Here is a 22,149-nt window from a genome sequence, read left to right as displayed (position 1 = left end):
CGGCGCTTTTCCGCGCTTTAATGGCCGCGAACAGGGATGCCGGCGCGGGCCAGGGCCTGATGCGCTTCAGCAATACTATGTTGACCGAAGTGAAATATGGACGCCGCCAGGACCGCGCTGGCATGCCCCTCGACCACGCCTTCAACCAGATGATCCAGCGTGCCGACGCCGCCGCTGGCGATCACCGGGATCGACACGGCATCGGCGATCGTGCGGGTGAGCGCCAGGTCATAACCCCGCTTGGTGCCGTCGCCGTCCATCGAGGTGACGAGCAGTTCGCCTGCGCCGAGTTCGGCGAGGCGCAGGGCATGCTCCAGCGCGTCGATGCCGGTCGGCTTGCGGCCGCCATGGGTGAAGATTTCCCAGCGATCCTCGCCCACCTTGCGGGCATCGACCGACCCGACGATGCACTGCGCGCCGAAGCGGTCGGCGATGTCGGCCACCAGTTCGGGCCGCGCGACCGCGGCGCTGTTGACCGCGACCTTGTCCGCGCCGGCGAGCAGCAGCGCGCGGGCGTCCTCCGCGCTGCGCACGCCGCCGCCGACGGTGACGGGCATGAAGCAGACTTCGGCGGTGCGGCGCACCACGTCCAATATGGTGCCGCGCGCCTCATGGGTCGCGGTGATGTCGAGGAAGCAGAGTTCGTCGGCGCCGGCCGCGTCATAGAGCTTGGCCTGCTCGACCGGATCGCCGGCATCCTTGAGGTCGACGAAATTGACGCCCTTCACCACGCGGCCATTGGCAACGTCGAGGCAGGGAATGACGCGGGTGCGGACGGTCATGACAATTTTCCTTTTTCCGTTCGCCCTGGGCGAAGTCGAAGGGCTCGCCCGAACACAGTGAGGGCCTTCGCGCCGCTCAGGCCTGAACTTCGACTTCGCTCAGCCCGAACGGTAATATGTTTACGCCGCCGCCTGCGCGACCGCGAGCGCGGTCTTGAGGTCGAGGCGGCCGTCATAGATGGCGCGGCCGGTGATGACGCCTTCGATCCCGTCATCGGCATGGAGGCTGAGGATGCGGATATCCGCGATCCCCGCCACGCCGCCGCTGGCGATCACCGGCATGTCGGTGGCGCGGGCAAGGTCGACGGTCGCATCGATATTTACGCCCTTGAGCAGGCCGTCGCGGCCGACATCGGTGAAGAGCAGGCTGGCGACGCCCGCATCCTCGAACCGGCGGGCGAGGTCGATCACCGGCATGTCGCTCTTTTCCGCCCAGCCATCGGTCGCGACGAAGCCGTCGCGCGCATCGACCGCGACGACGATGCCGCCGGGGAAGTCACGCGCCGCCGCCTTGACGAAGGCGGGATCCTTGAGCGCGGCGGTGCCGATCACGATGCGCGATACGCCGAGGTCAAACCAGCGCTCGACCGACTCCCGGTTGCGGATGCCACCGCCGAGCTGGACATGGCCGGGAAAGGCCTCGACGATGCGTTCGACCGCTTCGGCATTGACCGCATGGCCGGCAAAGCTGCCGTCGAGATCGACGACATGGATATGCTGGGCGCCGGCCGCGGCGAAGATCAGCGCCTGCGCGGCGGGATCGTCGCCATAGACGGTGGCGCGGTCCATGTCGCCCTCGGCCAGGCGGACGACCTGGCCGCCTTTGAGGTCGATGGCGGGGAAGACGATCAGGGACATGGGATCAACCTTTGCGCGAACGGGGCCTCAAGGCCGCCAGTCGAGAAAACGGGACAGGAAGGACAGGCCGTAGCGCTGGCTCTTTTCCGGGTGGAACTGGCAACCGATGATGGTGTCGCGCGCGACGGCGGCGACCAGCGGCCCGCCATGGTCGGTGACGGCGGCGACATGGGCCGGATCGGCGGCTTCATAATGATAGCTGTGCAGGAAATAGGCCTCGCCGGCCTCGATCAGCGGCGGGGTGCAGTTCAGCACCACATCGTTCCAGCCCATATGCGGCACCTTGATCGTCGCATCGCCGGGTTCGATCAGGCGCACCGTTCCGGGGATCCAGCCCAGCCCCTCATGCCGGCCGAACTCTTCACCAGCGTCGGCGAGCAACTGCATGCCGACGCATACGCCCAGGAAGGGGATGCCGCGCTGGTTCACGGCCTCGTTCATGGCGTCGACCATGCCGGGGATCGCCACCAAGGCGTCGCGGCAGGCGCGAAAGGCGCCGACGCCTGGCAACACGATGCGGTCGGCCTTCGCCACGATATCGGCATCAGCGGTAATGGTCACATCATCGGCACCCGCCTTGCGCAGAGCATTGTGGACCGAGTGGAGATTGCCCGCGCCATAGTCGATCAGGGCGATGGTCATGGCAGCAGCGTGTCCAGATTGACGCTGGCGGCGCGCGCGGGGAGGAACTCGATCAGTTCGAACGACGCCGCGCCGTTGACGACGAAGGGATCGGTCGCCGCCTTGGCCGCGATATCGTCACGTTCGCCGCGCGCCAGCAGGATGCCGCCGGTGCGCGGTTCGCGCCGGCCAGCGAGCAGCAGCCAGCCATCGGTTATGCCCTGGTCCAGCCAGGCGCGATGATCGGCCAGATGGCCGTCCAGCACATCGATCGGCGCCGTATAGGTCAGCGAAATGATGAACATGGGGTCGGCCTTTCTATGGAAGTGATGCTTAGAGCATGCCCTTGGTCGAGGGGATGGCGTCGGCCTTGCGCGGGTCGATCTCCACCGCCTGGCGCAGCGCGCGGGCCAGGCCCTTGAACGCGCTTTCGACGATATGATGATTGTTGCTGCCATAGAGCAGTTCGATGTGGAGCGTGATGCCGGCGGCCTGGGCCAGGCTGTGGAAGAAATGCTCCACCATCTCCGTGTCCCATTCGCCGACCTTGGTGACGGTGAAGGGCAGCTTGCACACCAGCCAGGGGCGGCCGGAAATGTCGAGCGCGACGCGGCTCAGCGTCTCGTCCATCGGCGAATAGACGCTGCCGTAGCGGCTGATGCCGCGCTTGTCGCCCAAGGCCTTGGCCAGCGCCTCGCCGATCGCGATCGCCGTATCCTCGGTGGTGTGATGCTGGTCGACATGCAGGTCGCCGACGGTCTTGACGGTCATGTCGATCAGCGAGTGACGCGACAGTTGCTCGATCATATGGTCGAGGAAACCGATCCCGGTGGAGACGGTGTAAAGACCGGTGCCGTCGAGGTTGACGGTCACGTCGATCTGCGTTTCCGCAGTGTTGCGGTGAATCTCGGCCGTGCGCATGCGCGCCCTATAGCGCGTCGCGCGCGCCATGCAATCTGATGATGTACCTCTCGGGCAGGGGTTGACCGGCGCTTTCGCGTCGTTAGGACATGTGCCCCATGAGTGAAGACCTGCCCGATAGCCTGATTCCCTATGACGAAATCGTGCAGGAGGCGCTGCGCGCGGTCGTCGGCCGCGTGCTGGGCGAAGTCCAGCAGACCGGCGGCCTGCCGGGCGTCCATCATTTCTACATCACGTTCAAGACGCATGCCGCCGGGGTGGATATCCCCAAGCATCTGTCGGAACGTTTCCCGGACGAAATGACCATCGTCCTCCAGAATAAATTCTGGGATCTGAAGGTCAGCGACCGCCATTTCGAGGTCAGCCTGACCTTCAACCAGGTTGCGGCGCATCTGGTCATTCCCTTCAGTGCGATCACCGCCTTCGTCGATCCGGCGGTCAATTTCGCTCTGCAGTTCCAGGTGCAGGCCGATGAAGAGCCCGAACCCCATGATGCGGCGGAAAATGACGCGCCACCGGTCATGACCGAGGATGGCTCGAACGTCGTCACCGTGGATTTCGGCAAGAAGAAGTGAGTCCTGCGGCCGATATCGGCCGCATGCTCAGAATTCGTGGCGATAAGAGAAGCGCAGCTTCTGGCTCGTTCCGAAACTATTGTCGACATAGCTGATATTCGCGCCGACCGTGTCGCGGTGGCTTATGTGGTAGGACAGGCCACCGCCCAGCGCCACGCCCGAAAAATCATGGGTGCCCTTGGTCACATTGCCGCCCGCCATCGCGGTCAGCTTCGGCCTCAGCGGCCGTAGCAGAAACAGCCCGGCATAGCCGCTGTTGCTGCTGAGCGCGATTGGCAGGCCATCGCTCTGGTCGATGTCGCTGACCGGGCCATGCCCCTTGGTGTAGCTATAGCCGAAGGGCACGAACATCTGCAATTTCCCGGTCTTGAGGCCGATTTGCGACAGCGGCACGAAGCCGCCCAGCGAATAGCGCGTCTGTTCCACGCCCGAATCGAAATGGCTCTTGCCGGCCGAGAAGGTCAGGATCGCGACCGGAAACAGATAGGATGCGCCGACCGACCAGAGGCCCGATTCCGACACGCGGGCATTGAATTTCAGCTTGGGGCCGACCGCGACCGATCCGGACAGCGAAAATTCGTCCGAGGCGCGGGTGATGCCGACCTTGGTCGCGATCTTGGTGGGATCGTCGGATGATTTTTCCTCTTCTGCGCGGGCCGGCGCGGTCGTGGCGGCAAGGCAGAGGAGGAGGGCAAGGACGGGACGATCAGACATGCGGTTTTCCTCCTGGGTGCCGGGCAGGATATCGGGCCGGGCGGGTCGATCAATTGCGGTAAACCCCGGTAAAGGCGTAGATCCTGCCGCTTTGTATCGCTTCCAGGCGGCTGGGCGGATCGGGCGCGGGGATATGCGATATTCGCAAGTTTCGCCTTGGAATTTCCCGCCTCGGCCCTACATCGGGACCAGTTTTGCGATTGATTCTTAACTGGGAGTTCTGAATGTCCGCTACCCGCACCGAAACCGACAGCATTGGCGCCATCGAAGTGCCGGCCGACGCCTATTGGGGCGCCCAGACCCAGCGCAGCATCGAGAATTTCCCCTTCGGCGCGACCGAGCGGATGCCGATCGGCATCGTCCATGCGCAGGCGATCGTGAAGCAGGCGGCGGCGCGGGTGAATGCGAAACATGGCTTGGACGCGAAGATCGTCGCGGGGATCGAAGATGCGGCGCAACAGATCGTCTCGGGCGCGCTGGACGACCAGTTTCCGCTCGTCATCTGGCAGACCGGCAGCGGCACCCAGACCAACATGAACGTCAATGAAGTCATCGCCGGCTATGCCAATGAGCAACTTGCCGGCACGCGTGGCGGCAAGAGCCCGGTCCATCCCAACGATCATGTGAATATGAGCCAGTCGTCGAACGACAGCTTCCCCACCGCGCTGCATGTCGCGACCGTGCTGGCGACCCGCGACCGGTTGATCCCGGCGCTGGAGAAACTGACCGGCGCGCTGACCGCCAAGGCGGAAGGCTGGGGGCATATCGTCAAGATCGGCCGCACCCATACGCAGGATGCGACTCCGCTGACGCTGGGCCAGGAATTTTCCGGCTATGCCGCGCAGTTGGTCAGCAGCAAGGCGCGGATCGAAGGCGCATTGAACGGCAATATCCGCAAGCTGGCGATCGGCGGCACGGCAGTCGGCACCGGTCTCAACGCGCCCGATGGCTGGGCGGACGACATGACGGCGGCGATCAGCGACATTGCCGGCACCCCGTTCGAAAGCGCCCCCAACAAGTTCGAGCAGCTGGCCGCCAAGGACGGTCTCGTCTTCTTCTCCGGCGCGCTCAACACGCTGGCGGTGGCGTTGACCAAGATCGCCAACGATATCCGCTTCCTGGGCTCCGGCCCGCGTTCGGGCCTGGGCGAGTTGGATCTGCCCGCCAATGAGCCGGGCAGCTCGATCATGCCGGGCAAGGTCAACCCGACCCAGTGCGAATCGCTGACCATGGTGGCGGCGCAGGTGATCGGCAATCATCAGGCGGTGACCGTCGGCGGGATGCAGGGCCATTTCGAACTCAATGTCTTCATGCCGCTGATCGGCGCCAATGTGCTGCGCTCGATTCATCTGCTCAGCGTCGGCATGGAAAGCTTCGCCGAGCGCTGCATCGAGGGGATGCAGGCCAATGAGGGGCGGATCGCGGAGCTGGTCGAGCGCTCGCTGATGCTGGTGACCGCGCTCGCGCCGGAGATCGGCTATGACAATGCCGCGACCATCGCCAAGCATGCGCACAAGAAGGGGCTGACGCTCAAGCAGGCCGGTCTCGAACTGGGGCTGGTCGATGAGCCGACCTTCGACCGGCTGGTGCGGCCGGAAAATATGGTCTGATCCAGATCAACTGGCGGAACCGGGGCGGGTGCGATACATTAATCCCCTATGAAGAAAACGCCCGCCCCGACCGCCGCAAAGCTTCCGTCCACCGCGACGCGCGTCCGCAAGTCGAGCCTGTTTCGCAAGGCGGCACGGCTCGGCGCGACGGTGGTGGCCGCGCGGGTCGCGGCAGATACGGGCAAGAAGGGCGTGATCGGCCTGATCGCCGGGGCCGGGGCCAAGCGCCTCATCATGCGCTATCCGGTCGGCGCCATGGTTCTCACCGGCGCCTATCTGGCAGGCAAACTCTATGAGGCCAAGCGCGAGGCGGACCGCAAGATGGCGACCAGGCTGCTGACCGATGCCAGCGCCAAGCCGATCCTGATCGACGAAGCGCGGGCGGCACGTAAAAATGCGAGCTAAAGCGCGCTCTGCCACTCCTTGATCGCATCGATCGGCCAGGCGAGCATCAGGACATTGAGCGTCAGATTGTCGCGGATCACTGCGAGCGCCAGCAACTCGAAGCCGATCGCGACGACGACCGTCAGCCAGACCGGTGCGCGCGACGCGAACAGGAAGCCCAGGGCCATCATGCCGATGTCGCTCATCGAATTGAGGATGGAATCGCCCGAATAGCCGAGCGCGATCGTCGCCGTGCGATAGCGGTCGATGATGATCGGTGAATTTTCGAGGATCTCCCACCCCGCCTCGATCGCCACCGCCACCGACAGGCGGATGCCCAGCGGCCGGCGGCGCATCAGCAAATGGGTCGCGCCATAGAAGAGGAAGCCGTGGATGATGTGGCTGAGGCTGTACCAGTCGGACAGATGCTGGCTGTTGCCGCTGTCGATCAGCCCATGCCATAGCGCGATCGTGCCGCAGGTGCAGATCGGCGGGCGCCCCATCAGATAGAGGATCGCCGCTGCCCCCAGCGCGATCAGCAGGGCGAGGATAAAGCCCTGCTGTTTCATTCCTTTACGCGATCGCGCCAAGCCTCTTCTCCCCCAACCACTTGCAAAATGCCGTCCACGACGCCACTAGCGGCCATGGCCGACAACATTCCCACCGACACCCCCGATTTCAAGCGCCGCGGCGTTCTCTTTGTCCTGTCCTCGCCCTCGGGCGCCGGCAAGTCGACGATTGCACGCAAATTGCTGGCCTGCGAACCGGACCTGTCGATGTCGGTGTCGGCGACGACGCGGACGATCCGGCCGGGCGAAGTCGATGGCAAGGATTATCATTTCGTCGACCTGGAAGAGTTTCGCCGCATGGCGAACGACCATGAGTTCCTGGAATGGGCGCATGTCTTCGGCCAGCGCTATGGCACGCCGCGCGCGCCGGTCGAGGCGATGCTCAAGAGCGGCAAGGATGTGCTGTTCGACATCGACTGGCAGGGCGCGCAGCAGTTGCACCAGATTGCCGGCGGCGACGTGGTCCGCATCTTCATCCTGCCGCCCTCGATGGAGGAACTGGAAAAGCGTCTGCGTGGCCGCGCGACCGACAGCAACGAAGTTATCGAGGGCCGCATGGCGCGTGCCGCCGGCGAGATCGCCCACTGGGACGGCTATGACTATGTGCTGTGCAATGTCGACGTCGAAGAATGTTTCGAGCGCGTGCGCACCATCCTGCACGCCGAACGGATGAAGCGCAGCCGCCAGACCGGCCTGATCGGCTTCATCCGCCGCCTCAGCCGCTATCATCAGGAAGATTGAGTCCTGGCGGCCAACAGGGCCGCTATTTCTCGAAGCCTGCCGGGTCGGCCCAGTCGGGGTGGACCCAGGCCATCACCTTGAACAATGTCCCCATCTCCGCCTCGTCGGTGAGGCGGTGGCGCTGCGCCTCCAGTTCGGCGGCGCGCTGCGGGCTGCCCTTGGCCAGCACGGACGCGCGCACGTCGATGCCCAGATGGCGCAGGAAATGGCCCTGCGTCACTGCGCCATGGACGCGCAGCCCGACCTGGCGCGCGACATTGGCCAGCATCGTGAAATCGACATGGGTGGTAAGGTCGCTCTCGCCCGGATCGGTGAACGGATCGGTGAACTGGTGGTTCTTCACCGCCTGCAGCGTGTCGCCCAGTGCCGGGCCTTCATAGCCATAGTCGATGATGATCGCGACGCCGCCCTGGCGCGCGATCCGGCTGGCCAGGGCATAGCCCGCGGTGGCGCCGGCCTGCGCCACTTCGATGATCGCGCCCTCGGGCGCCTGCGCGGCGATCGGCGGCAGGCCCGATTCGATCCGGCGATAGCCCGGCACCGCCATGAAGCGGCCCTCTTCCTCGCGCCGGATCACCACGCGTTCGCGCCATTCGTCGCCGACGCGGATCATCTGCCGCACCGGCAGGGCATCGAAAAATTCATTCGCGACCACCAGCAGCGGCGACTGGTCGGGCAGGCTTTCGACGCTGTCATGATGGACGACATGGGGAATCTGGGCGCGCTGCCGCTCGCGCAGGGTCGGGCTGGTCTCGACGAAATGGATGCGAGAGGTGACGTCGGCGCCCTCCATCGCGCGCAGCGCATCGCCCGCCAGCGTGCCGCGACCCGGCCCCAGCTCGACATAGAGCGGATCGGCGCGCCGCCCCGATCGCAGCCAGACATCGGCCAGGCACAGGCCGATCAGTTCGCCAAACATCTGGCTGATTTCCGGGGCGGTGGTGAAATCCCCGTCCAGCCCCAGCGGATCGCGCGTGCCATAATAATGCTGGTTTGCCTCGCCCATATAATGGGCGACGGAGATCGGCCCGCCAGCATCAATCTGGCGAGCCAGACGCTCGGGCAAGCCCATCGCGCCGGGCAGGGCGTCAGCTGACACTGGCGCTGCCCGCGATCGGTTCCACGCGCACGCGCCGGCCCTTGGCGGTGACGATCAGGTAGAGGCCGCCCAGAATCATCGGCACGCACAGCCACTGGCCCATGTGCAGGCCGGTGCGGGCGGCAAATTCCATCAGCTGGGCATCGGCCTCGCGGAAATATTCGACGCCGAAGCGGAACACGCCATAGAAGAAGACGAACAGGCCGACCAGCATGCCCGGCTTGTAGCGCGCCTTGGTCTTCCAGAAGGCGAAGGCAAGAATGCCGAACAGGATGATGCCTTCGAAAAACGCCTCGTAAAGCTGGCTCGGATGGCGGGCGAAGGGACCGCCGGTCGGGAAGATCATCGCCCAGGGCACGTCGGTTTCCTTGCCCCACAGTTCGCCATTCACGAAATTGGCGAGGCGGCCGAAGAACAGGCCGAATGGCACGACGCAGGCGACATAGTCATGGATGCGCAGCCAGCTCAGCTTCTCCTTGCGCGCCATGTAGAGGATGCCGAGCGACACACCCGCCGCGCCGCCATGGAAGGACATGCCGCCATTCCACAGCTTGAAGATGTCCAGCGGATGCTGGAGGATTTCAGGCTGGTAGAAGAAGACATAGGCGAGCCGGCCGCCGATGATGATGCCCAGCGTCGCATAGAAGATCATGTCGTCGGCGTGGCGACGCGCCATCGGCGAACCGGGCTGGGCAATGAGCTTCAAGAGATACCAGTAGCCGATCAGGATGCCGGCCAGATAGGCCAGACTATACCATTTGAGCGTGAAGAAGCCCAGGTCCAGGGCGACGGGGCTGAGCCCCAGCTGGTCGAAGCGGATGGCGCTCGAAGCGGCGGCGACAAGGTCCAGGATCAAAATGGCATTCCCTCGGCAATCAGGCCTGCGGCCATAGAACAAGCGGCCGGCAAGATGAAGAGGGGCGATCCCGATTGAAGCTCGATCGCGTCAAATAGGCCGGGCATGCCCGGCGCGGCGACGTCAGGCCGCTTCGCTACAGTCCAGCAGCGCCGCGCGATCCCTGATTTCCACCATGCGCCGGCCGGGCAGGGCGATGATGCCGATGCGCTTGAGGTCGGTCAGTTGCCGGCTTACCGTCTCGATCGTCAGGCCCAGCACATCGGCGATCTGCTGGCGCGACAGCGGCAGGTCGAACCGGTCGAGCGGGGCCTGGCCTTCGCGGGCCAGCCGGCGCGACATGTCGAGCAGGAAGGTCGCGATCTTCTCGCGCGCATTCTTGCGGCCGAGCAGCAGCATCCAGTTACGCGCCCGGTCGAGATCGTCGAGCGTGCGTTGCAGCAGTCGATGCTCCAGCTCGGGATGGGTCCGGGCAAAACCGTCAAAGGCGCCACGGGTGAAGAGGCACAGGCGCGCGTCGGTCAGGGCGGTGACGCTGTGCGGCGTGCTGCGGCCGAAGGGGCGGCCGATGAAGTCGGACGGATAGACCACACCGACAATCTGTTCGCGCCCGTCGCCGGTCGAGGCCGACAATTTGAGCGTGCCGTCGATCACATTGGCGACGATGGTGGCGTCGTCGCCTTCCCACATCACCGTCTGCCCCGCCGCGATCGTGACGCGCCGGCCGAGGCGGTTGAGCGCGCCGCGCTCATCCTCTTCCAGCGTGGCGCAGATGGCGCGGTCGCGCACTTCGCAGCGCTGGCAGAAGCTGGCGTCGGAGCAGGGGGCAGGAACGGGCATGCCGCCGGGCAGGGTTTGCGCGAGATCAAAATGCATGTTCATGACCGCTGCTTGGCGCGGCGGCGGGGCGGGCACTATCCGTAAATCCCCTATGAGACTTTCTGCCCTATTCGAGCCCCGCCTGGAACGCGATGCGCAGCGTCTCCGACAGGCTGTGGACTTGCAGCTTCTGCATCAGGTTGGCGCGATGAATCTCCACCGTGCGCGGGCTGATGCCCAGGTCATAGGCGATCGTCTTGTTGGGCAGGCCGTCGACCAATCCCTTGAGCACTTCGCGTTCCCGATCGGTCAGGATGTTGAGCCGGGCGCGGGCGGTCTCGCGCTGGCTGTTGCGGCCCTGGTCGACGCTTGCCTGCTCGCAGGCCGCCTCGATCGCGGCTAGCAATGCCGCCTTCTCGAACGGCTTTTCGATGAAATCGGTGGCACCTGCCTTCATCGCGGCGACCGCCATGCCGACATCGCCATGGCCGGTCATGATGATGACCGGCAGCATGATGCCCCGCGCGCGCAGTTCGCGCTGCACGTCCAGCCCGTCAATGTCGGGCATGCGCACGTCGAGCAGCACGCAGCCAACCTCCAGCGTTCCGACCTCCTTCAGAAATTCGGTGCCACCCGAAAAGAGCCGCACTGCAAAGCCGCTGGTCTTGAGCATGAAGGAGAGCGAACGGCGGATCGCCTCATCATCATCGACGACATGGATAGGCTGGTCGGTGGGCAGGCTCATGGCAGGCGGTCCGCAGAATCGAGAGTGAAGTGGAAGGCGACGCCGCCCCAGTGCGAGGCGTCGGCCCAGATCCGCCCGCCATGTCCCTCGACGATGGTGCGGCTGATCGACAGGCCCACGCCCATGCCGGCGGGTTTGGTCGTGCTGAACGGGGTGAAGAGCGATCGCGCGACCGCCGGATCGAGGCCCGGACCACTATCGGCGATGATGAGTTCGACCTGCCCGTCCTCGGCCGGCACCGCTGACAGGCGCAGGATGCGGCGGTTGCGGCCATCCATCGCCTCGACCGCGTTGCGGACCAGATTGATGATCACCTGCTGCACCTGCACGCGATTGGCGATGACCCGGCCGACGCGCGGATCGACGACGATGTCCATGTCGATGCCTCGGCTGTCGATGCCGATGAAGGCGAGCGCGACACCCTCGGCCAGCAGCGTGGCGGCCGGTTCGGCCTGGCGGTCGGCCTCGCCCCGGCGGATGAACTCGCGCAGGGAGCGGATGATCTGGCCCGCGCGCATCGCCTGTCGCGCGGCCTCGTCCATTGCCTCGCCCAGCAATTCGCGGTCGATCGGGGCATCGGTGCGCAGCAGGTCGCGGCCCGCCTCCATATAATTGGCGATCGCGGTCAGCGGCTGGTTGAGTTCATGCGCCAGCGCCGCGGCCAGCGTGCCCATCGCCGTGACGCGCGCGGCATGGCTGAGTTCGGCCTGCAGATCCTGCAGGCGGCGTTCGGCCTTCTGCCGATCGGTCAGGTCGCGAACGAAGCCGGTGAACAGCTTTTCGCCATGGTCCTGCACTTCGCCCACCGCCAGCTCGATCGGGAAGGTGGAGCCATCGCGTCGGCGTGCGGTGGTCAGTCGGCCGATGCCGATGATGCGCTTCTCGCCGGTGTCATGATAATGGTGCAGGTAGGAATCATGCCGATCGCGATCGGGCGACGGCATCAGCATCGCGACATTGCGGCCCAGCACATCGGCTTCGGTATATTGGAACATGCGCTGGGCGGCCGGGCTGAACGAGACGATATGCCCGGTCGCATCGATCACGATCAGTGCATCGGGCACCGTTGCCAGGATCGATCCCAGCAGAGCCTGTTCCCGGCTGGTCGCATTGTCCTGCGGATCGCCATCGTTGAACGCCATGTCCGATCACTGGCCGGAAATCAGTGCGCCAGCAAGAGCGGAACCCTTGTTTCGGCCAGAATATAGCGGGTTACGCCACCGAAAATGGTTTCCCGCAAGCGGCTGTGGCCGAAGGCGCCCATTACCATCCAGTCGATCGACAGTTCCTGGCAGGCATGAGCCAGCGCTTCCTCGACGCTGCGATCCTTGCGCGGCCATTCGTGAATTTCGACCGCGATGCCATAGCGCGACAGATATTCGGCGGCATCGGTCGGCGGGAAGTCGCGCTTGGACCGTTCGTCCACGGTGACGACATGGACTTCGCTGGCGACCTCCAGAAGGGGGCGGCCCGCCGTCAGCGCTGATGCTGCCTCATGCGACCCGTCCCAGGCCACCATCGCCCGGCCGGTGCAGCGGAACCCCTTGGCCATGCTCGGGATTGCCAGCACCGGCGCGCGGCTGTTGACCGCCAGGTCAGCGACGATCGGCGCCGGATCATCGACCTGTCGGCGGCCCGGCGGCGGCAGGGAAACGAGCATCGCGTCGGCCAGTCGCCCGGTTTCCAGCAGGCCCTGGACCAGGTCGCCATTACGATAATGCCAGTCCCAGGACATGCCCTCTCGCCGCAGGCGCTCTTCCAATCCGAGCCTGATTTCCTCGTCCTGGCGGCGCACCGCATCGATCGCTTCCGGCACCAGATAGCCGCTGCCGTAGAGATCGGCGGCTACCAGTTCGGGCAGCGGCGCGATTTGCAGGCAACTGATATGGGCGCCGGTCGCGCGCGACAGGTCGAACGCGGCCTGCAGCCGGCTTTCCATGCCGTTGTCCGCGCGTATGTGCAGCAAAATGGTCTTCATCGAACATGTCCCGACAAGAGGGCGCCGATGCAGCGCCGGATGATCGTCATCCTGACTAGAAGCCCGGCCGGCTCGTCTCTATCCGCAAATTTCCCTATTTCGATTGTCGATCCGATGGCACATTCGGGGGGCAACGATCATAGCAAGGGATGCCTTCTTCATGACCGACAAGGATATTCTGGAAACCCGCACCGGTATTCGCGTCCAGGTGCGTCCAGCGCAGGACGGCGATGCCAAGGCGTTGGCCCATTTCTTTTCGGCCGTGTCCGATGATGATCGCCGCTTCCGTTTCCTCAGCAGCGCGCCGGGCGTCAGCGCCGGGCAGATCCACGATCTGATCCATGGCGATCCCGACAATTGCGAGACTTTCCTGGCGACCGACGAGAAGGGCGCTATCCTGGCCGCCGCGACGCTGGCCGCAGATCCCGACCGGACCCGCGCCGAAGTCGCGATTTCGGTGCGCGCCGACCATCGCGGCAAGGGTGTGGGCTGGAGCATGCTGCGTCATGCCACCGACCGGGCGCAGGAAATGGGCGTAGGCCTGTTGCAGGCGATCGAAAGCCGGGCCAATCATGCCGCGATCGAACTGGAGCGCGAACAGGGCTTTGTCGCTCGCAGCATTGATGACGAGCCGTCGCTGCTGATCCTGGAAAAGCATTTCTGATCGCATAGCTGGTGAAATGATGAAGGGGTCAGAGCGGCGATCCGCTCCGACCCCTTCCTCCTGGCCCCCCCCGAAGGATCAGAAGCGCATGCCGACACCCACGCCGAACACGAAGGGGTCGAGCGATACCTTGACGTTCTGGGTGCCAGCCGCCGCGGTGGTCAGCCGCACCTTGGTGTCGATGTCGATATATTTGACGTCGAGGTTGAGGAAGATCTTGTCGTTGAGGTCGATGTCGACGCCGACTTGGCCGGCCCAGCCGAAGCTGTCGGACATATGGACCTTGGTCTTGCCGACCGCATCCTCCAGCCCGCTCGACGCATCCTCGTTGTAGAACAGCGTATAGTTGACGCCGGCGCCGATATAGGGGCGGACATGGCCCTCGACGATCGGGTGATATTGCATCGTCAGCGTCGGCGGCAGCACCCAGGTGGAGGCCAGCTTGCCGATCCCGCCGGTGGTGCCGCTGCGCCCGCTGGCGCTATGCTTGGTGGTCGCGGCGATCAGTTCGAAGCCGATATGGTCGGTCGCCATATAGGTGACGTCGACTTCGGGCGCGATGCCGTTGTTCACCGACACTTTCTCGCCGGGGAAGCCGGGCAGGATGCTGCCGCTCTTTTCGGTGGGGGCGACCATGATGCCGCGCACGCGCACCAGCACGTCGCCCTGCTTGGCCTGCGCCGGGGTTGCTGCCAGCGCCGTGCCCATGGCGCCCATTGCGGCGACAATCATCATCTTTTTCAAGTGCATGCCTTTTCTCCATCCCTGATCGTGGGTCAGTGACGGCGCTGTGCCCCCGATCGGGGTGGTCTTCCTTGATGCGGCGCAATCGACGATTTGATTCTGCGCAATGTTTGGCATCGGGCGCCATGGCAGGCGGGACGCCATGTTCCGCTATCATCCAGACCTGCTCGCCGCGCCGGTGCCGCGCTACACCAGCTATCCGACCGCCGCCCAGTTCGGCGAGGATGTCGGCGCGGCCGATTTGGCGCAGCGGCTCGATACGATATCGGCGGACGCGCGCCTGTCCCTCTATGTCCATATCCCCTATTGTCATGACATTTGCTGGTATTGTGGGTGCAACACCGGCGCGGCGACGCGGCCCCGGCGTCTGTCCGCCTATGTCGATGCGCTGGAGCGGGAAATGGCGCTGGTTTCGGCGCGGCTCGGCGGACGGGGCCGCGTCACCCATGTCGCCTTTGGCGGTGGCAGTCCCAATTCTCTGCCGCTGATCGACTGGGTCCGGCTCAATCATCAGTTGCTGCTCTGCTTCGACGCCAGCGCGGCGGCGATGGCGGTGGAACTGGACCCACGCCGGATCGACCGGGCCTGGATCGACGCCATGGCCAAGGTCGGGGTAACGCGCGTCAATCTGGGGGTGCAGACCTTTGCCACCCATGTGCAGCAGCGGATCGGCCGGGTGCAGCCGGCCGAAACGGTGGCGATGGCGGTGGGCGCGCTGGCCCGCGCGCGCATCCAGGTGGGCTTCGACCTGATGTATGGCCTGCCGGGGCAGAGCGAGGCGGATCTGGCGCAGACCCTGGAGGACAGCATTCGCCTGTCCCCTTCACGCATTGCGCTGTTCGGCTATGCCCATATGCCGCGCCTGCTGCCGCGCCAGCGGCGGATCGACACGACCGAATTGCCAGGCGTCGAGCAGCGCTTTGCGATGGCGAAGCTTGGCCATGCGATGCTGACGGCGGCCGGCTATCAGGCGATCGGCTTCGATCATTTCGCGCTGCCCGATGATCCGCTGGCGGTGGCTGCTGCATCAGGAAGGCTGCGCCGCAATTTCCAGGGCTTTACCGAGGATGACAGCGATGCGCTGATCGGCATGGGCGCGAGCGCAATCAGCCAGTTCCCCGACCTGATCGTCCAGAATGAGAAGAATGCCGGCGCCTATCGGGAGGCATTGTCGGATCATCGGCTGCCCGCGGCCCGTGGGGTGCGGCGCAGTGCCGATGACCAGCGGCGGGGCGCGTTGATCGAACGGCTGCTGTGCGATGGCCGAGCGGCTTGTGGCGACCTTGCCGAGCCGGCGCTGCTCGATCGGTTCGAGCGGATCGGTCTGCTCCGGCGGGAGGGAAACGAGTTGATGCTGCAACCCGGCGCGGCGCCCTATGCCCGGTCCATCGCCGCCTGTTTCGACGCCTATCTGCGCCCGGCCGAAACGCGCTTCAGCGTCGCGGTCTGATCGCCGGCCCGGCCTCCGCCGGGCCGGCGAACACAAGTCCGATCAGAAGCGCACGCCCACGCCCATCCAGACACGGGCCGGATCGATCAGATAGCCCGACGTGTCATAGTTCAGCCGCTTGTCGAGCAGGTTCTGCACACCGGCATGGACGGTGAAGGCGGGCGTGATCTTGTAGGATGCGCCCATGTCCACAACCGTATAGTCGGGTGACACGATATTATTGCCGCTGATCTGCGCCTCGGTCACGGCTTCCTCGCCGCGATAGACGGCGCGCACGAAGGCGGAGAAGCGCTTGTCCGGGCGCCAGTTGAGCGAGGCGCTGGCCTGCTGCTTGGGCGTGTCGTTGAGCGCCGCGCCGATATTGGCGCCGCTCAGCTGTTCCGAATCAGTCAGCGTGCCTGTGGCGTTGAGCCGCAGCGTGTGGGTCAACGGCACATCGACCGACACTTCCACGCCGCGTACCCGCGCCTTGTCGACATTGACGTAGGTCGTGGGCGGGCGGCCGATCGAACTCAAAGGCTCGTCGATGCACCACGCAGCAGCGACTTCGCAGGTCACGCGGGTGATCTTGTCGTCGAAGCGGGTGTCATAGGCGGTTACGCTGGCGTTGAAGCCGCTCCGCGAGAAGAGCAGGGCCGCCTCGATCGTGCGGGAGGTTTCGGCCTCCAGATCGGGATTGCCATAGATGGTGCCGCCCCGGCTGCTCTGGCCCCAGTCGGGAATGGTCTGGCGCAGACTGGGCGCGCGGAAGCCCTGCGAATAGCCGCCCTTCAGGGTCAGCGCCTGGGTGATGTTCCACACCGCATAGACGCGCGGGGTCCAGTGGACACCATATTGTTCGTCATGATCCATGCGGATGCCGCCGGTCAGCGCCAACCCGTCGAGCAGCTTCAGCTCATTTTCGGCGAACAAGGCCCAACTGGTCCGGGTGGTGCCGGTGGTGGTCGCCCCCGACAAAAGGTTGCCGGTCAGGTCGGACAGATCCTCATAGCGATAGAAGCCGCCGACGGTCAGCGTGTTGGACGGCAGCGGGATCACCCATAGGCTCTGGCCGACCGTGTTCTTGATCCGCTTCTGTGCCTCGACATGTTCGGCATCCTCATATTGCAGATAGGATTCGGAACTGGCGAAGCCCCACTGGCCGCTATGGCTGATCGATGCGACCTTGCGCTTCTGGGTCTGGGTGCTCTCGGTGCCGAGCGGCGCGGTCGCTGACGTCTCGGTCGTCTCGCCGGCGACCTCGATCACCTTCTGCCGATAATAGCCGCCCTCCAGCAGGATCTGGTGGTTGGCGCTGAGGTTGAAGCCCAGCTTGCCGGCCAGGCTGTCATCATGCCGCTCGGGCGTGCCGCCGATTTCCGTGTCGCCCTCGCGGCGGTTCATCGATCCCTGCAATTGCAGGCCGATGCCTTTGGTCACCGGCCCGGACAGATAGAAATTGCCGTCGGCATAATTGCCGAAATTGTCCGCCAGTTGCATCGTACCGTTGACGCGCGCGCTGCCGCGCCAATGGTCGCTGATCCGGCGGGTGATGATGTTGACGACGCCGCCCATCGCGTCCGATCCGTAAAGCGAGGACATCGGGCCGCGCACCACCTCGATCCGCTCGATCGCTTCGAGTGGCGGCAGCATGCCGCCTTCGCTGACATTGCCGCCATTGGTGCGGGATTCGCGCGACGACAGCCGCTTACCGTCGACCAGGATCAGCGTATATTGCGGCGCCATGCCACGGATCGAGATGTCGCGGCTATTGCCTTCGCCCGGCGTGACGGTGACGCCGGGGATTTCCATCAGCGCATCGGTCACTTCGCGATAGGGCATGGCGTCCAGCGTCTCGCGCGTGATGACGCTGATCGAGGCGGGGGCGTCGCGCACCTCCTGTTCGCGGCCGGCGGCGGTGACGACGATCTGGTTGGAATCCTGGTCGGCCTCGGCCGCCAGCGCCTGCTGTGCGCTGCTCAGCGCGACAAGGGCCGCGGTCGCCCGCAGCAGATGGATGGATGGCATGGAAATCCCCTGTTCTGGATAGATAGGCACCCGCCAGCCACCCGGCCGGACGAGTCCCGGAAATCAGTGGTGCGGGCTTGGCCCGATCGGTGGAGCGAATATCATGGCGGATTCATTTGCGATCGATTGTCAATTGCAAGTAGCCGTTGCCAGAAGCGCGGGGCGGCGCCAAATATCGATATCGGATAAGGCTTATGCGGCCTTGCTATGGGGCAGGGCTGCGTCGCTGCCGCAATGGTCGGCGAACATGTCGCACAGCCAGGCGATGGCCGGGTCGCGATGCGACCGCTCGTTCCACAGCAGCCGATAGCCGAAGGTGCCGACCAGGTCCGGCGCGGGCAGGCAGGCCAGGTCATGGGTCCGGGCGATCGCCTCGGCCGCGCGGGTCGGCAGCGTCATCAGCGCGTCCGATCCCCGGATCATGTGCGGTGCCGCCTGGAAATAGGGCAGGCGGGCGATCACCCGCCGGCGCGGCGCCAGTGCGCCCAGGCGCAGTTCGATCCGGTCGAAGCCGCTGTCGCTGACGACGAAGCTGATATGCGGGCAGGACAGGAAATCCTCGACCGACAAGGCCCGGTCGGTCGGATGCGCCGCCAGCTTGTGATGGCGATCGACGACGCAGCTGAACGTCTCGGTGAACAGGAAACGCTCATAGGTCTGGGCCGGATCGGGATCGAGCCCGCTGATGATGAGGTCGATCTCGCCCGCGGTCAGCCGCGCCACCATGTCGCCGGTCAAAGGCACGATGTCGATCGCCGCCAGCGGCGCCGCGCGGCCGATATGCGGCAGGGTCGGCGCGACCACGGCGGCGACGCCGAAATCGGTCGATGCGACGCGGAATCGGCGATCGAGCGTCGCCGGATCGAAACGCGGCGGTTCCAGCAGGCCGGCGGTCGTCGCCAGCCAGTCCTGGAGCGAGGGCGCCAGTTCCTCGGCCCGCCGGGTCAGTTCCATGCCGCCGGCGGTGCGCACCAGCAGCGGGTCGCCGAGCAGGCTGCGCAACTGCGCCAGCGACCGGCTGACCGACGGCTGGCTGACGCCCAGTTGCTGCGCCGTGCGCGTGACGCTTTTCGTGCGCAGCAACAGGCCCAGTATCACCAGGCTGTTGAGGTCGAAATGCACGCCGCCAAGCAAGAGAAGTCGGTCCTGTTTCTTAAGGATAATGCGGACCATTCTTAACTGTGGCACTGGTCAGGGTCCAGTCCCGTTGCATTGCCGGACTGTTTCGCCGGGCGATCGGACCCAATTGACAGGCGGTGTCATTCGGACTTATGAAATATTCTGTATCATATCTTCGTCGATCAAAAGGCTGTGCGCCTGCAATCATTGTGTCCGGGGCAACAGGTGCGACGATGGTGAAGGGATGGGCGTCGTCTGTGCGGCGCTCGACGCCGTGACGGTCGATCCAGCATATAAGGGCCGCGCGGTCTGGATGGGAGGATGCCATGACACGCCGTTTCCGGACGTTGCTTTTCTGCGCCTGCGCGACTCTGCCCATCCTGCCGGGCCAGGCTCTGGCCCAGGACAGGGCCAGCGTGACCCAGGACATCATCGTCACCGCCCGCCGGACCGAGGAACGGCTGCAGGACGTGCCGATCTCGATCACCGTGTTCAACCAGGAACAATTGGCCAACCGCAATGTCGTCAATGCGCAGGATCTGGCCGCCTATACCCCTTCGTTGTCCGCCAACGGCAATTTCGGCAGCGAGAATAGCAGTTTCGCCATTCGTGGCTTTGCCCAGGACATCGGCACCGCGCCCTCGGTCGGCGTCTATTTTGCCGATGTGGTCGCGCCGCGCGGGGCATCCAACGGCCTGCCCTCGGGCGATGGCGCCGGGCCGGGCGCCTTTTTCGACCTGCAGAATGTCCAGATATTGAAGGGGCCACAGGGCACCCTGTTCGGCCGCAACACCACCGGCGGCGCGATCCTGCTGGTGCCGCAGAAGCCGACCGACGAATTTTCCGGCTATGTCGAAGGATCGGTTGGCAATTATGACATGTGGCGCGGCCAGGCGGTGGTCAACGCGCCGCTTGGGGATCGCGCGCGGATGCGCATCGGCGTCGACCGGCAGAAGCGCGACGGCTATATGCGCAATGGCAGCGGCATCGGCCCCGACCGGTTCGGCGATGTCGACTATATCGCGCTGCGGGCCAGCCTGGTCGTCGATCTGACCCCCGATCTCGAAAACTACACCATCCTGTCCTACAGTGACTCCAGCAATAATGGCCCGATCCAGAAGCTGGTGGCGGCCGCGCCGGAGGGGCTGGGTCAGCTCGCCTATGGCCAGTTGCTGCGCCAGGGCAGCGGTTTCTATGACGTCATGCAGGCCTTGGAAGACCCCTATTCCAGGACCGAGCAATGGCAGGTGATCAACACGACCAGCTGGCAGGCGAGCGACACGCTGACGGTCAAGAATATCGTCAGCTACGCCCAGTTGAAGCAGCGCATGAATGCGCCGCTGTTCGGCACCGATTTCGTCGTCGATTTCGCCGCGATCAATCCCTTCCTCGCCGCGCTGGGCAGCTATCATCTGCCCTTCACCACGGTGACGTCGATTCCGGACGGCTATACCGCCAACCAGTCGACCTTTACCGAGGAACTGCAATTGCAGGGCCGCTCGGGCGATGGCCGGCTCAACTGGCAGGTGGGCGGCTATCTGGAGGTCAGCGAACCGCTGGGCATGAGCGGCAGCCAGTCGCCCTTCCTGGCGTCCTGCACCGATTCCGCCACGCTGCAATGCACCGATCCGCTGGGCTTCCTGTCCAATCTCGATCCGACCATCCCGACGTTCGCCAAGCCGATCCATGCCGGCACCGTCAATTACACGGCTGGGCGCACCAATTTCCACAATGTCGGCCTCTATGCGCAGGCGACCTATGCGCTGACCGATCAGCTGAAATTGACCGGCGGTTTCCGTTACACCTGGGATCATTCGCGCAATGTCAGCGACCAGCGCACCTATATCGTCGCCTATCCGCCGCAATATGGCGCCTTCAATCCGGCCGCGCGCTATCGCTGCACCAATCCGCAGGCGGCGGCGACCAATTGCGTGTCGCATTATTATCAGTCGTCGGAAAAGCCGACCTGGCTGGTCGACCTGGATTACAACCCGACCCAGGACATATTGCTCTACGCCAAATATGCGCGCGGCTATCGCGCCGGCACGATCGTCCCCAACATCACCGCGCCGCTCAACATCGTCGAGCCGGAGAAGGTGGACAGCTATGAGCTGGGGCTCAAGACCAGCTTTGGCGGAGCGTTGCGCGGCACCTTCAACCTGGCCGGCTTCTATAATGATTTTTCCAACCAGCAATTGCAGGTCGGCTTCAACGCACGGCCGCTGTCCGGGCAGGCGTCCACTGCGGCGCCGGTCAATGCCGGCAAGTCGGAGATATGGGGGTTGGAGGCGGATGCCTCGCTGACCCCGTTCCAGGGGCTGGTGCTGACCGGCGGCTACACCTATCTGCGCACCAAGATCAAATCGGTGCCCGATTTCTCCAGCTTCAACGATCCCAATTATATCCTGGCCGCGCCGTTCCAGCCGGGCGATCCCGAAGTGCTGTCGCCGCGCCACAAGTTCACGGTCAGCGGCACCTACACTCTGCCGCTGGATGAAGAGAAGATCGGCCGCATCTCCTTCGGCGCGACCTTCACCCATCGTTCCTCGATGCTGGTCAACTATACCGATCGCACCAATCCCGATCCGTCGATCGCTGCGCTCAGCACGCTGGCACCGCTCGATCTGCTCAACCTCAATGCCAGCTGGAACAATATCGCCGGCGCGCCCATCGACCTCAGCCTGTTCATGACCAATGTGACCAGGGAAAAATATTATAGCTTCATCGCCGGGCTGGGGTCGCCCAGCGTCAATTTCGAAACCGCGACGCTGGGCGAACCGCAAATATATGGCGCGCGCCTGCGCTTCCGCTTCGGGGGATAAACGGGCACCGGCGACCGGAAATTGATCCATGTCTAGGACGGCGCTTCCGGCGGCTGCTAGGTTGCATGGCA

General features: G+C 64.7%; 23 protein-coding genes. 7 read left to right on the top strand and 16 right to left on the bottom strand.

Translation table 11 applies throughout. The annotated features are described in order from the left end of the window. Positions 1–17 precede the first annotated feature (17 nt). From hisF to hisB, 5 genes are all read right to left on the bottom strand, one after another. Positions 18–782: an imidazole glycerol phosphate synthase subunit HisF gene (hisF, locus tag GGQ90_RS01465; protein WP_188080478.1), complete on the bottom strand. Its 765-nt coding sequence runs from the start codon at positions 780–782 to the stop codon at positions 18–20. A 120-nt stretch (positions 783–902) separates the two neighbouring features. Continuing rightward, positions 903–1,640, bottom strand: coding sequence for a 1-(5-phosphoribosyl)-5-[(5-phosphoribosylamino)methylideneamino]imidazole-4-carboxamide isomerase (gene hisA, locus GGQ90_RS01460; protein ID WP_188080477.1), 738 nt, complete (start codon positions 1,638–1,640; stop codon positions 903–905). 27 nt (positions 1,641–1,667) lie between these two features. After that, a complete protein-coding gene (gene hisH, locus GGQ90_RS01455; RefSeq protein WP_188080476.1) occupies positions 1,668–2,282 on the bottom strand; it encodes an imidazole glycerol phosphate synthase subunit HisH in 615 nt (204 codons plus the stop codon). Then, a complete protein-coding gene (locus GGQ90_RS01450; protein ID WP_188080475.1) occupies positions 2,279–2,566 on the bottom strand; it encodes a YciI family protein in 288 nt (95 codons plus the stop codon). The genes hisH and GGQ90_RS01450 overlap by 4 nt, the downstream gene beginning before the upstream one ends. Positions 2,567–2,594: 28 nt before the next feature. Then, the gene (gene hisB / locus GGQ90_RS01445; RefSeq protein ID WP_007710360.1) at positions 2,595–3,182 is read right to left on the bottom strand and encodes an imidazoleglycerol-phosphate dehydratase HisB; all 588 of its coding nucleotides are present in this window, start codon (positions 3,180–3,182) and stop codon (positions 2,595–2,597) included. Positions 3,183–3,280: 98 nt separating this feature from the next. On the opposite strand from hisB, the gene GGQ90_RS01440 reads away from it, so the two are divergent. Then, positions 3,281–3,757: an SspB family protein gene (locus GGQ90_RS01440; protein ID WP_188080474.1), complete on the top strand. Its 477-nt coding sequence runs from the start codon at positions 3,281–3,283 to the stop codon at positions 3,755–3,757. 27 nt (positions 3,758–3,784) lie between these two features. On the opposite strand, the gene GGQ90_RS01435 is transcribed toward GGQ90_RS01440, so the two are convergent. Beyond that, positions 3,785–4,471 (bottom strand): hypothetical protein, encoded by a 687-nt coding sequence (locus GGQ90_RS01435; protein WP_188080473.1) that lies wholly within the window; start codon positions 4,469–4,471, stop codon positions 3,785–3,787. Positions 4,472–4,695: 224 nt separating this feature from the next. Here GGQ90_RS01435 and fumC point away from each other — a divergent pair, with 224 nt between their 5' ends. Together fumC and GGQ90_RS01425 are read left to right on the top strand one after the other, a co-directional pair. Then, positions 4,696–6,081, top strand: a complete 1,386-nt coding sequence (fumC, locus tag GGQ90_RS01430; RefSeq protein ID WP_188080472.1) for a class II fumarate hydratase — start codon at positions 4,696–4,698, stop codon at positions 6,079–6,081. A 48-nt stretch (positions 6,082–6,129) separates the two neighbouring features. Further along, the gene (locus tag GGQ90_RS01425; protein ID WP_188080471.1) at positions 6,130–6,486 is read left to right on the top strand and encodes a hypothetical protein; all 357 of its coding nucleotides are present in this window, start codon (positions 6,130–6,132) and stop codon (positions 6,484–6,486) included. Here GGQ90_RS01425 and GGQ90_RS01420 read toward each other — a convergent pair. Then, a complete protein-coding gene (locus tag GGQ90_RS01420) occupies positions 6,483–7,034 on the bottom strand; it encodes a DUF2585 domain-containing protein (protein ID WP_188080568.1) in 552 nt (183 codons plus the stop codon). The two genes, GGQ90_RS01425 and GGQ90_RS01420, sit on opposite strands and share 4 nt — an antisense overlap. Before the next feature lie 75 nt (positions 7,035–7,109). On the opposite strand from GGQ90_RS01420, the gene gmk reads away from it, so the two are divergent. Further along, positions 7,110–7,775, top strand: coding sequence for a guanylate kinase (gene gmk, locus GGQ90_RS01415; protein WP_004208560.1), 666 nt, complete (start codon positions 7,110–7,112; stop codon positions 7,773–7,775). Between the two features lie 22 nt (positions 7,776–7,797). Here gmk and GGQ90_RS01410 read toward each other — a convergent pair whose 3' ends face one another. From GGQ90_RS01410 to GGQ90_RS01385, 6 genes are all read right to left on the bottom strand, one after another. Continuing rightward, positions 7,798–8,874 (bottom strand): class I SAM-dependent methyltransferase, encoded by a 1,077-nt coding sequence (locus GGQ90_RS01410; RefSeq protein WP_380767040.1) that lies wholly within the window; start codon positions 8,872–8,874, stop codon positions 7,798–7,800. Continuing rightward, on the bottom strand, positions 8,864–9,730 hold the full coding sequence (lgt, locus tag GGQ90_RS01405) for a prolipoprotein diacylglyceryl transferase (protein WP_188080470.1): 867 nt from the start codon (positions 9,728–9,730) through the stop codon (positions 8,864–8,866). The genes GGQ90_RS01410 and lgt overlap by 11 nt, the downstream gene beginning before the upstream one ends. A 123-nt stretch (positions 9,731–9,853) precedes the next feature. Beyond that, entirely contained in the window at positions 9,854–10,612 is a 759-nt protein-coding gene (locus GGQ90_RS01400) for a Crp/Fnr family transcriptional regulator (RefSeq protein ID WP_188080469.1), read from the bottom strand. Between the two features lie 64 nt (positions 10,613–10,676). Continuing rightward, entirely contained in the window at positions 10,677–11,294 is a 618-nt protein-coding gene (fixJ, locus tag GGQ90_RS01395; RefSeq protein WP_188080468.1) for a response regulator FixJ, read from the bottom strand. After that, the gene (locus GGQ90_RS01390) at positions 11,291–12,436 is read right to left on the bottom strand and encodes a sensor histidine kinase (protein WP_188080467.1); all 1,146 of its coding nucleotides are present in this window, start codon (positions 12,434–12,436) and stop codon (positions 11,291–11,293) included. The genes fixJ and GGQ90_RS01390 overlap by 4 nt, the downstream gene beginning before the upstream one ends. 20 nt (positions 12,437–12,456) lie before the next feature. After that, positions 12,457–13,272, bottom strand: coding sequence for a universal stress protein (locus GGQ90_RS01385; RefSeq protein WP_188080466.1), 816 nt, complete (start codon positions 13,270–13,272; stop codon positions 12,457–12,459). Between the two features lie 160 nt (positions 13,273–13,432). Here GGQ90_RS01385 and GGQ90_RS01380 point away from each other — a divergent pair, with 160 nt between their 5' ends. Beyond that, a complete protein-coding gene (locus tag GGQ90_RS01380; RefSeq protein ID WP_188080465.1) occupies positions 13,433–13,936 on the top strand; it encodes a GNAT family N-acetyltransferase in 504 nt (167 codons plus the stop codon). Positions 13,937–14,014: 78 nt separating this feature from the next. On the opposite strand, the gene GGQ90_RS01375 is transcribed toward GGQ90_RS01380, so the two are convergent. Further along, positions 14,015–14,686: an OmpW/AlkL family protein gene (locus GGQ90_RS01375; protein WP_188080464.1), complete on the bottom strand. Its 672-nt coding sequence runs from the start codon at positions 14,684–14,686 to the stop codon at positions 14,015–14,017. A 136-nt stretch (positions 14,687–14,822) separates the two neighbouring features. On the opposite strand from GGQ90_RS01375, the gene hemN reads away from it, so the two are divergent. Beyond that, positions 14,823–16,130 carry an oxygen-independent coproporphyrinogen III oxidase gene (gene hemN, locus GGQ90_RS01370; protein WP_188080463.1) on the top strand — a complete coding sequence of 436 codons (1,308 nt, stop codon included), beginning with the start codon at positions 14,823–14,825 and terminating at the stop codon, positions 16,128–16,130. Positions 16,131–16,172: 42 nt separating this feature from the next. On the opposite strand, the gene GGQ90_RS01365 is transcribed toward hemN, so the two are convergent. Together GGQ90_RS01365 and GGQ90_RS01360 are read right to left on the bottom strand one after the other, a co-directional pair. Next, entirely contained in the window at positions 16,173–18,137 is a 1,965-nt protein-coding gene (locus GGQ90_RS01365; protein ID WP_188080462.1) for a TonB-dependent receptor domain-containing protein, read from the bottom strand. 192 nt (positions 18,138–18,329) lie between these two features. Beyond that, positions 18,330–19,271, bottom strand: coding sequence for a LysR family transcriptional regulator (locus GGQ90_RS01360; RefSeq protein ID WP_188080566.1), 942 nt, complete (start codon positions 19,269–19,271; stop codon positions 18,330–18,332). A 311-nt stretch (positions 19,272–19,582) separates the two neighbouring features. On the opposite strand from GGQ90_RS01360, the gene GGQ90_RS01355 reads away from it, so the two are divergent. Next, positions 19,583–22,078, top strand: coding sequence for a TonB-dependent receptor (locus GGQ90_RS01355; RefSeq protein ID WP_188080461.1), 2,496 nt, complete (start codon positions 19,583–19,585; stop codon positions 22,076–22,078). The last annotated feature ends 71 nt before the right edge of the window (positions 22,079–22,149 follow it).

The sequence above is a fragment of the Sphingobium scionense genome, assembly GCF_014197035.1.
Lineage (GTDB): Bacteria > Pseudomonadota > Alphaproteobacteria > Sphingomonadales > Sphingomonadaceae > Sphingobium > Sphingobium scionense.
Note: the sequence above shows the minus strand (reverse complement) of the source record. Positions and strands in the feature narration are given on the sequence as shown.

Excerpts from the sequence above, each read along its gene's own strand:
- GGQ90_RS01390 (WP_188080467.1), bottom strand. The coding sequence starts at position 12,436 with ATGGCGTTCAACGATGGCGATCCGCAGGACAATGCGACCAGCCGGGAA.
- GGQ90_RS01425 (WP_188080471.1), top strand. The coding sequence starts at position 6,130 with ATGAAGAAAACGCCCGCCCCGACCGCCGCAAAGCTTCCGTCCACCGCG.
- GGQ90_RS01365 (WP_188080462.1), bottom strand. The coding sequence starts at position 18,137 with ATGCCATCCATCCATCTGCTGCGGGCGACCGCGGCCCTTGTCGCGCTG.
- gmk (WP_004208560.1), top strand. The coding sequence starts at position 7,110 with ATGGCCGACAACATTCCCACCGACACCCCCGATTTCAAGCGCCGCGGC.
- fixJ (WP_188080468.1), bottom strand. The coding sequence starts at position 11,294 with ATGAGCCTGCCCACCGACCAGCCTATCCATGTCGTCGATGATGATGAG.
- hisH (WP_188080476.1), bottom strand. The coding sequence starts at position 2,282 with ATGACCATCGCCCTGATCGACTATGGCGCGGGCAATCTCCACTCGGTC.
- fumC (WP_188080472.1), top strand. The coding sequence starts at position 4,696 with ATGTCCGCTACCCGCACCGAAACCGACAGCATTGGCGCCATCGAAGTG.
- GGQ90_RS01375 (WP_188080464.1), bottom strand. The coding sequence starts at position 14,686 with ATGCACTTGAAAAAGATGATGATTGTCGCCGCAATGGGCGCCATGGGC.
- GGQ90_RS01450 (WP_188080475.1), bottom strand. The coding sequence starts at position 2,566 with ATGTTCATCATTTCGCTGACCTATACGGCGCCGATCGATGTGCTGGAC.
- GGQ90_RS01355 (WP_188080461.1), top strand. The coding sequence starts at position 19,583 with ATGACACGCCGTTTCCGGACGTTGCTTTTCTGCGCCTGCGCGACTCTG.
- GGQ90_RS01385 (WP_188080466.1), bottom strand. The coding sequence starts at position 13,272 with ATGAAGACCATTTTGCTGCACATACGCGCGGACAACGGCATGGAAAGC.
- GGQ90_RS01400 (WP_188080469.1), bottom strand. The coding sequence starts at position 10,612 with ATGAACATGCATTTTGATCTCGCGCAAACCCTGCCCGGCGGCATGCCC.
- hemN (WP_188080463.1), top strand. The coding sequence starts at position 14,823 with ATGTTCCGCTATCATCCAGACCTGCTCGCCGCGCCGGTGCCGCGCTAC.
- GGQ90_RS01440 (WP_188080474.1), top strand. The coding sequence starts at position 3,281 with ATGAGTGAAGACCTGCCCGATAGCCTGATTCCCTATGACGAAATCGTG.
- hisF (WP_188080478.1), bottom strand. The coding sequence starts at position 782 with ATGACCGTCCGCACCCGCGTCATTCCCTGCCTCGACGTTGCCAATGGC.
- GGQ90_RS01380 (WP_188080465.1), top strand. The coding sequence starts at position 13,433 with ATGACCGACAAGGATATTCTGGAAACCCGCACCGGTATTCGCGTCCAG.
- GGQ90_RS01435 (WP_188080473.1), bottom strand. The coding sequence starts at position 4,471 with ATGTCTGATCGTCCCGTCCTTGCCCTCCTCCTCTGCCTTGCCGCCACG.
- hisA (WP_188080477.1), bottom strand. The coding sequence starts at position 1,640 with ATGTCCCTGATCGTCTTCCCCGCCATCGACCTCAAAGGCGGCCAGGTC.
- GGQ90_RS01420 (WP_188080568.1), bottom strand. The coding sequence starts at position 7,034 with ATGAAACAGCAGGGCTTTATCCTCGCCCTGCTGATCGCGCTGGGGGCA.
- hisB (WP_007710360.1), bottom strand. The coding sequence starts at position 3,182 with ATGCGCACGGCCGAGATTCACCGCAACACTGCGGAAACGCAGATCGAC.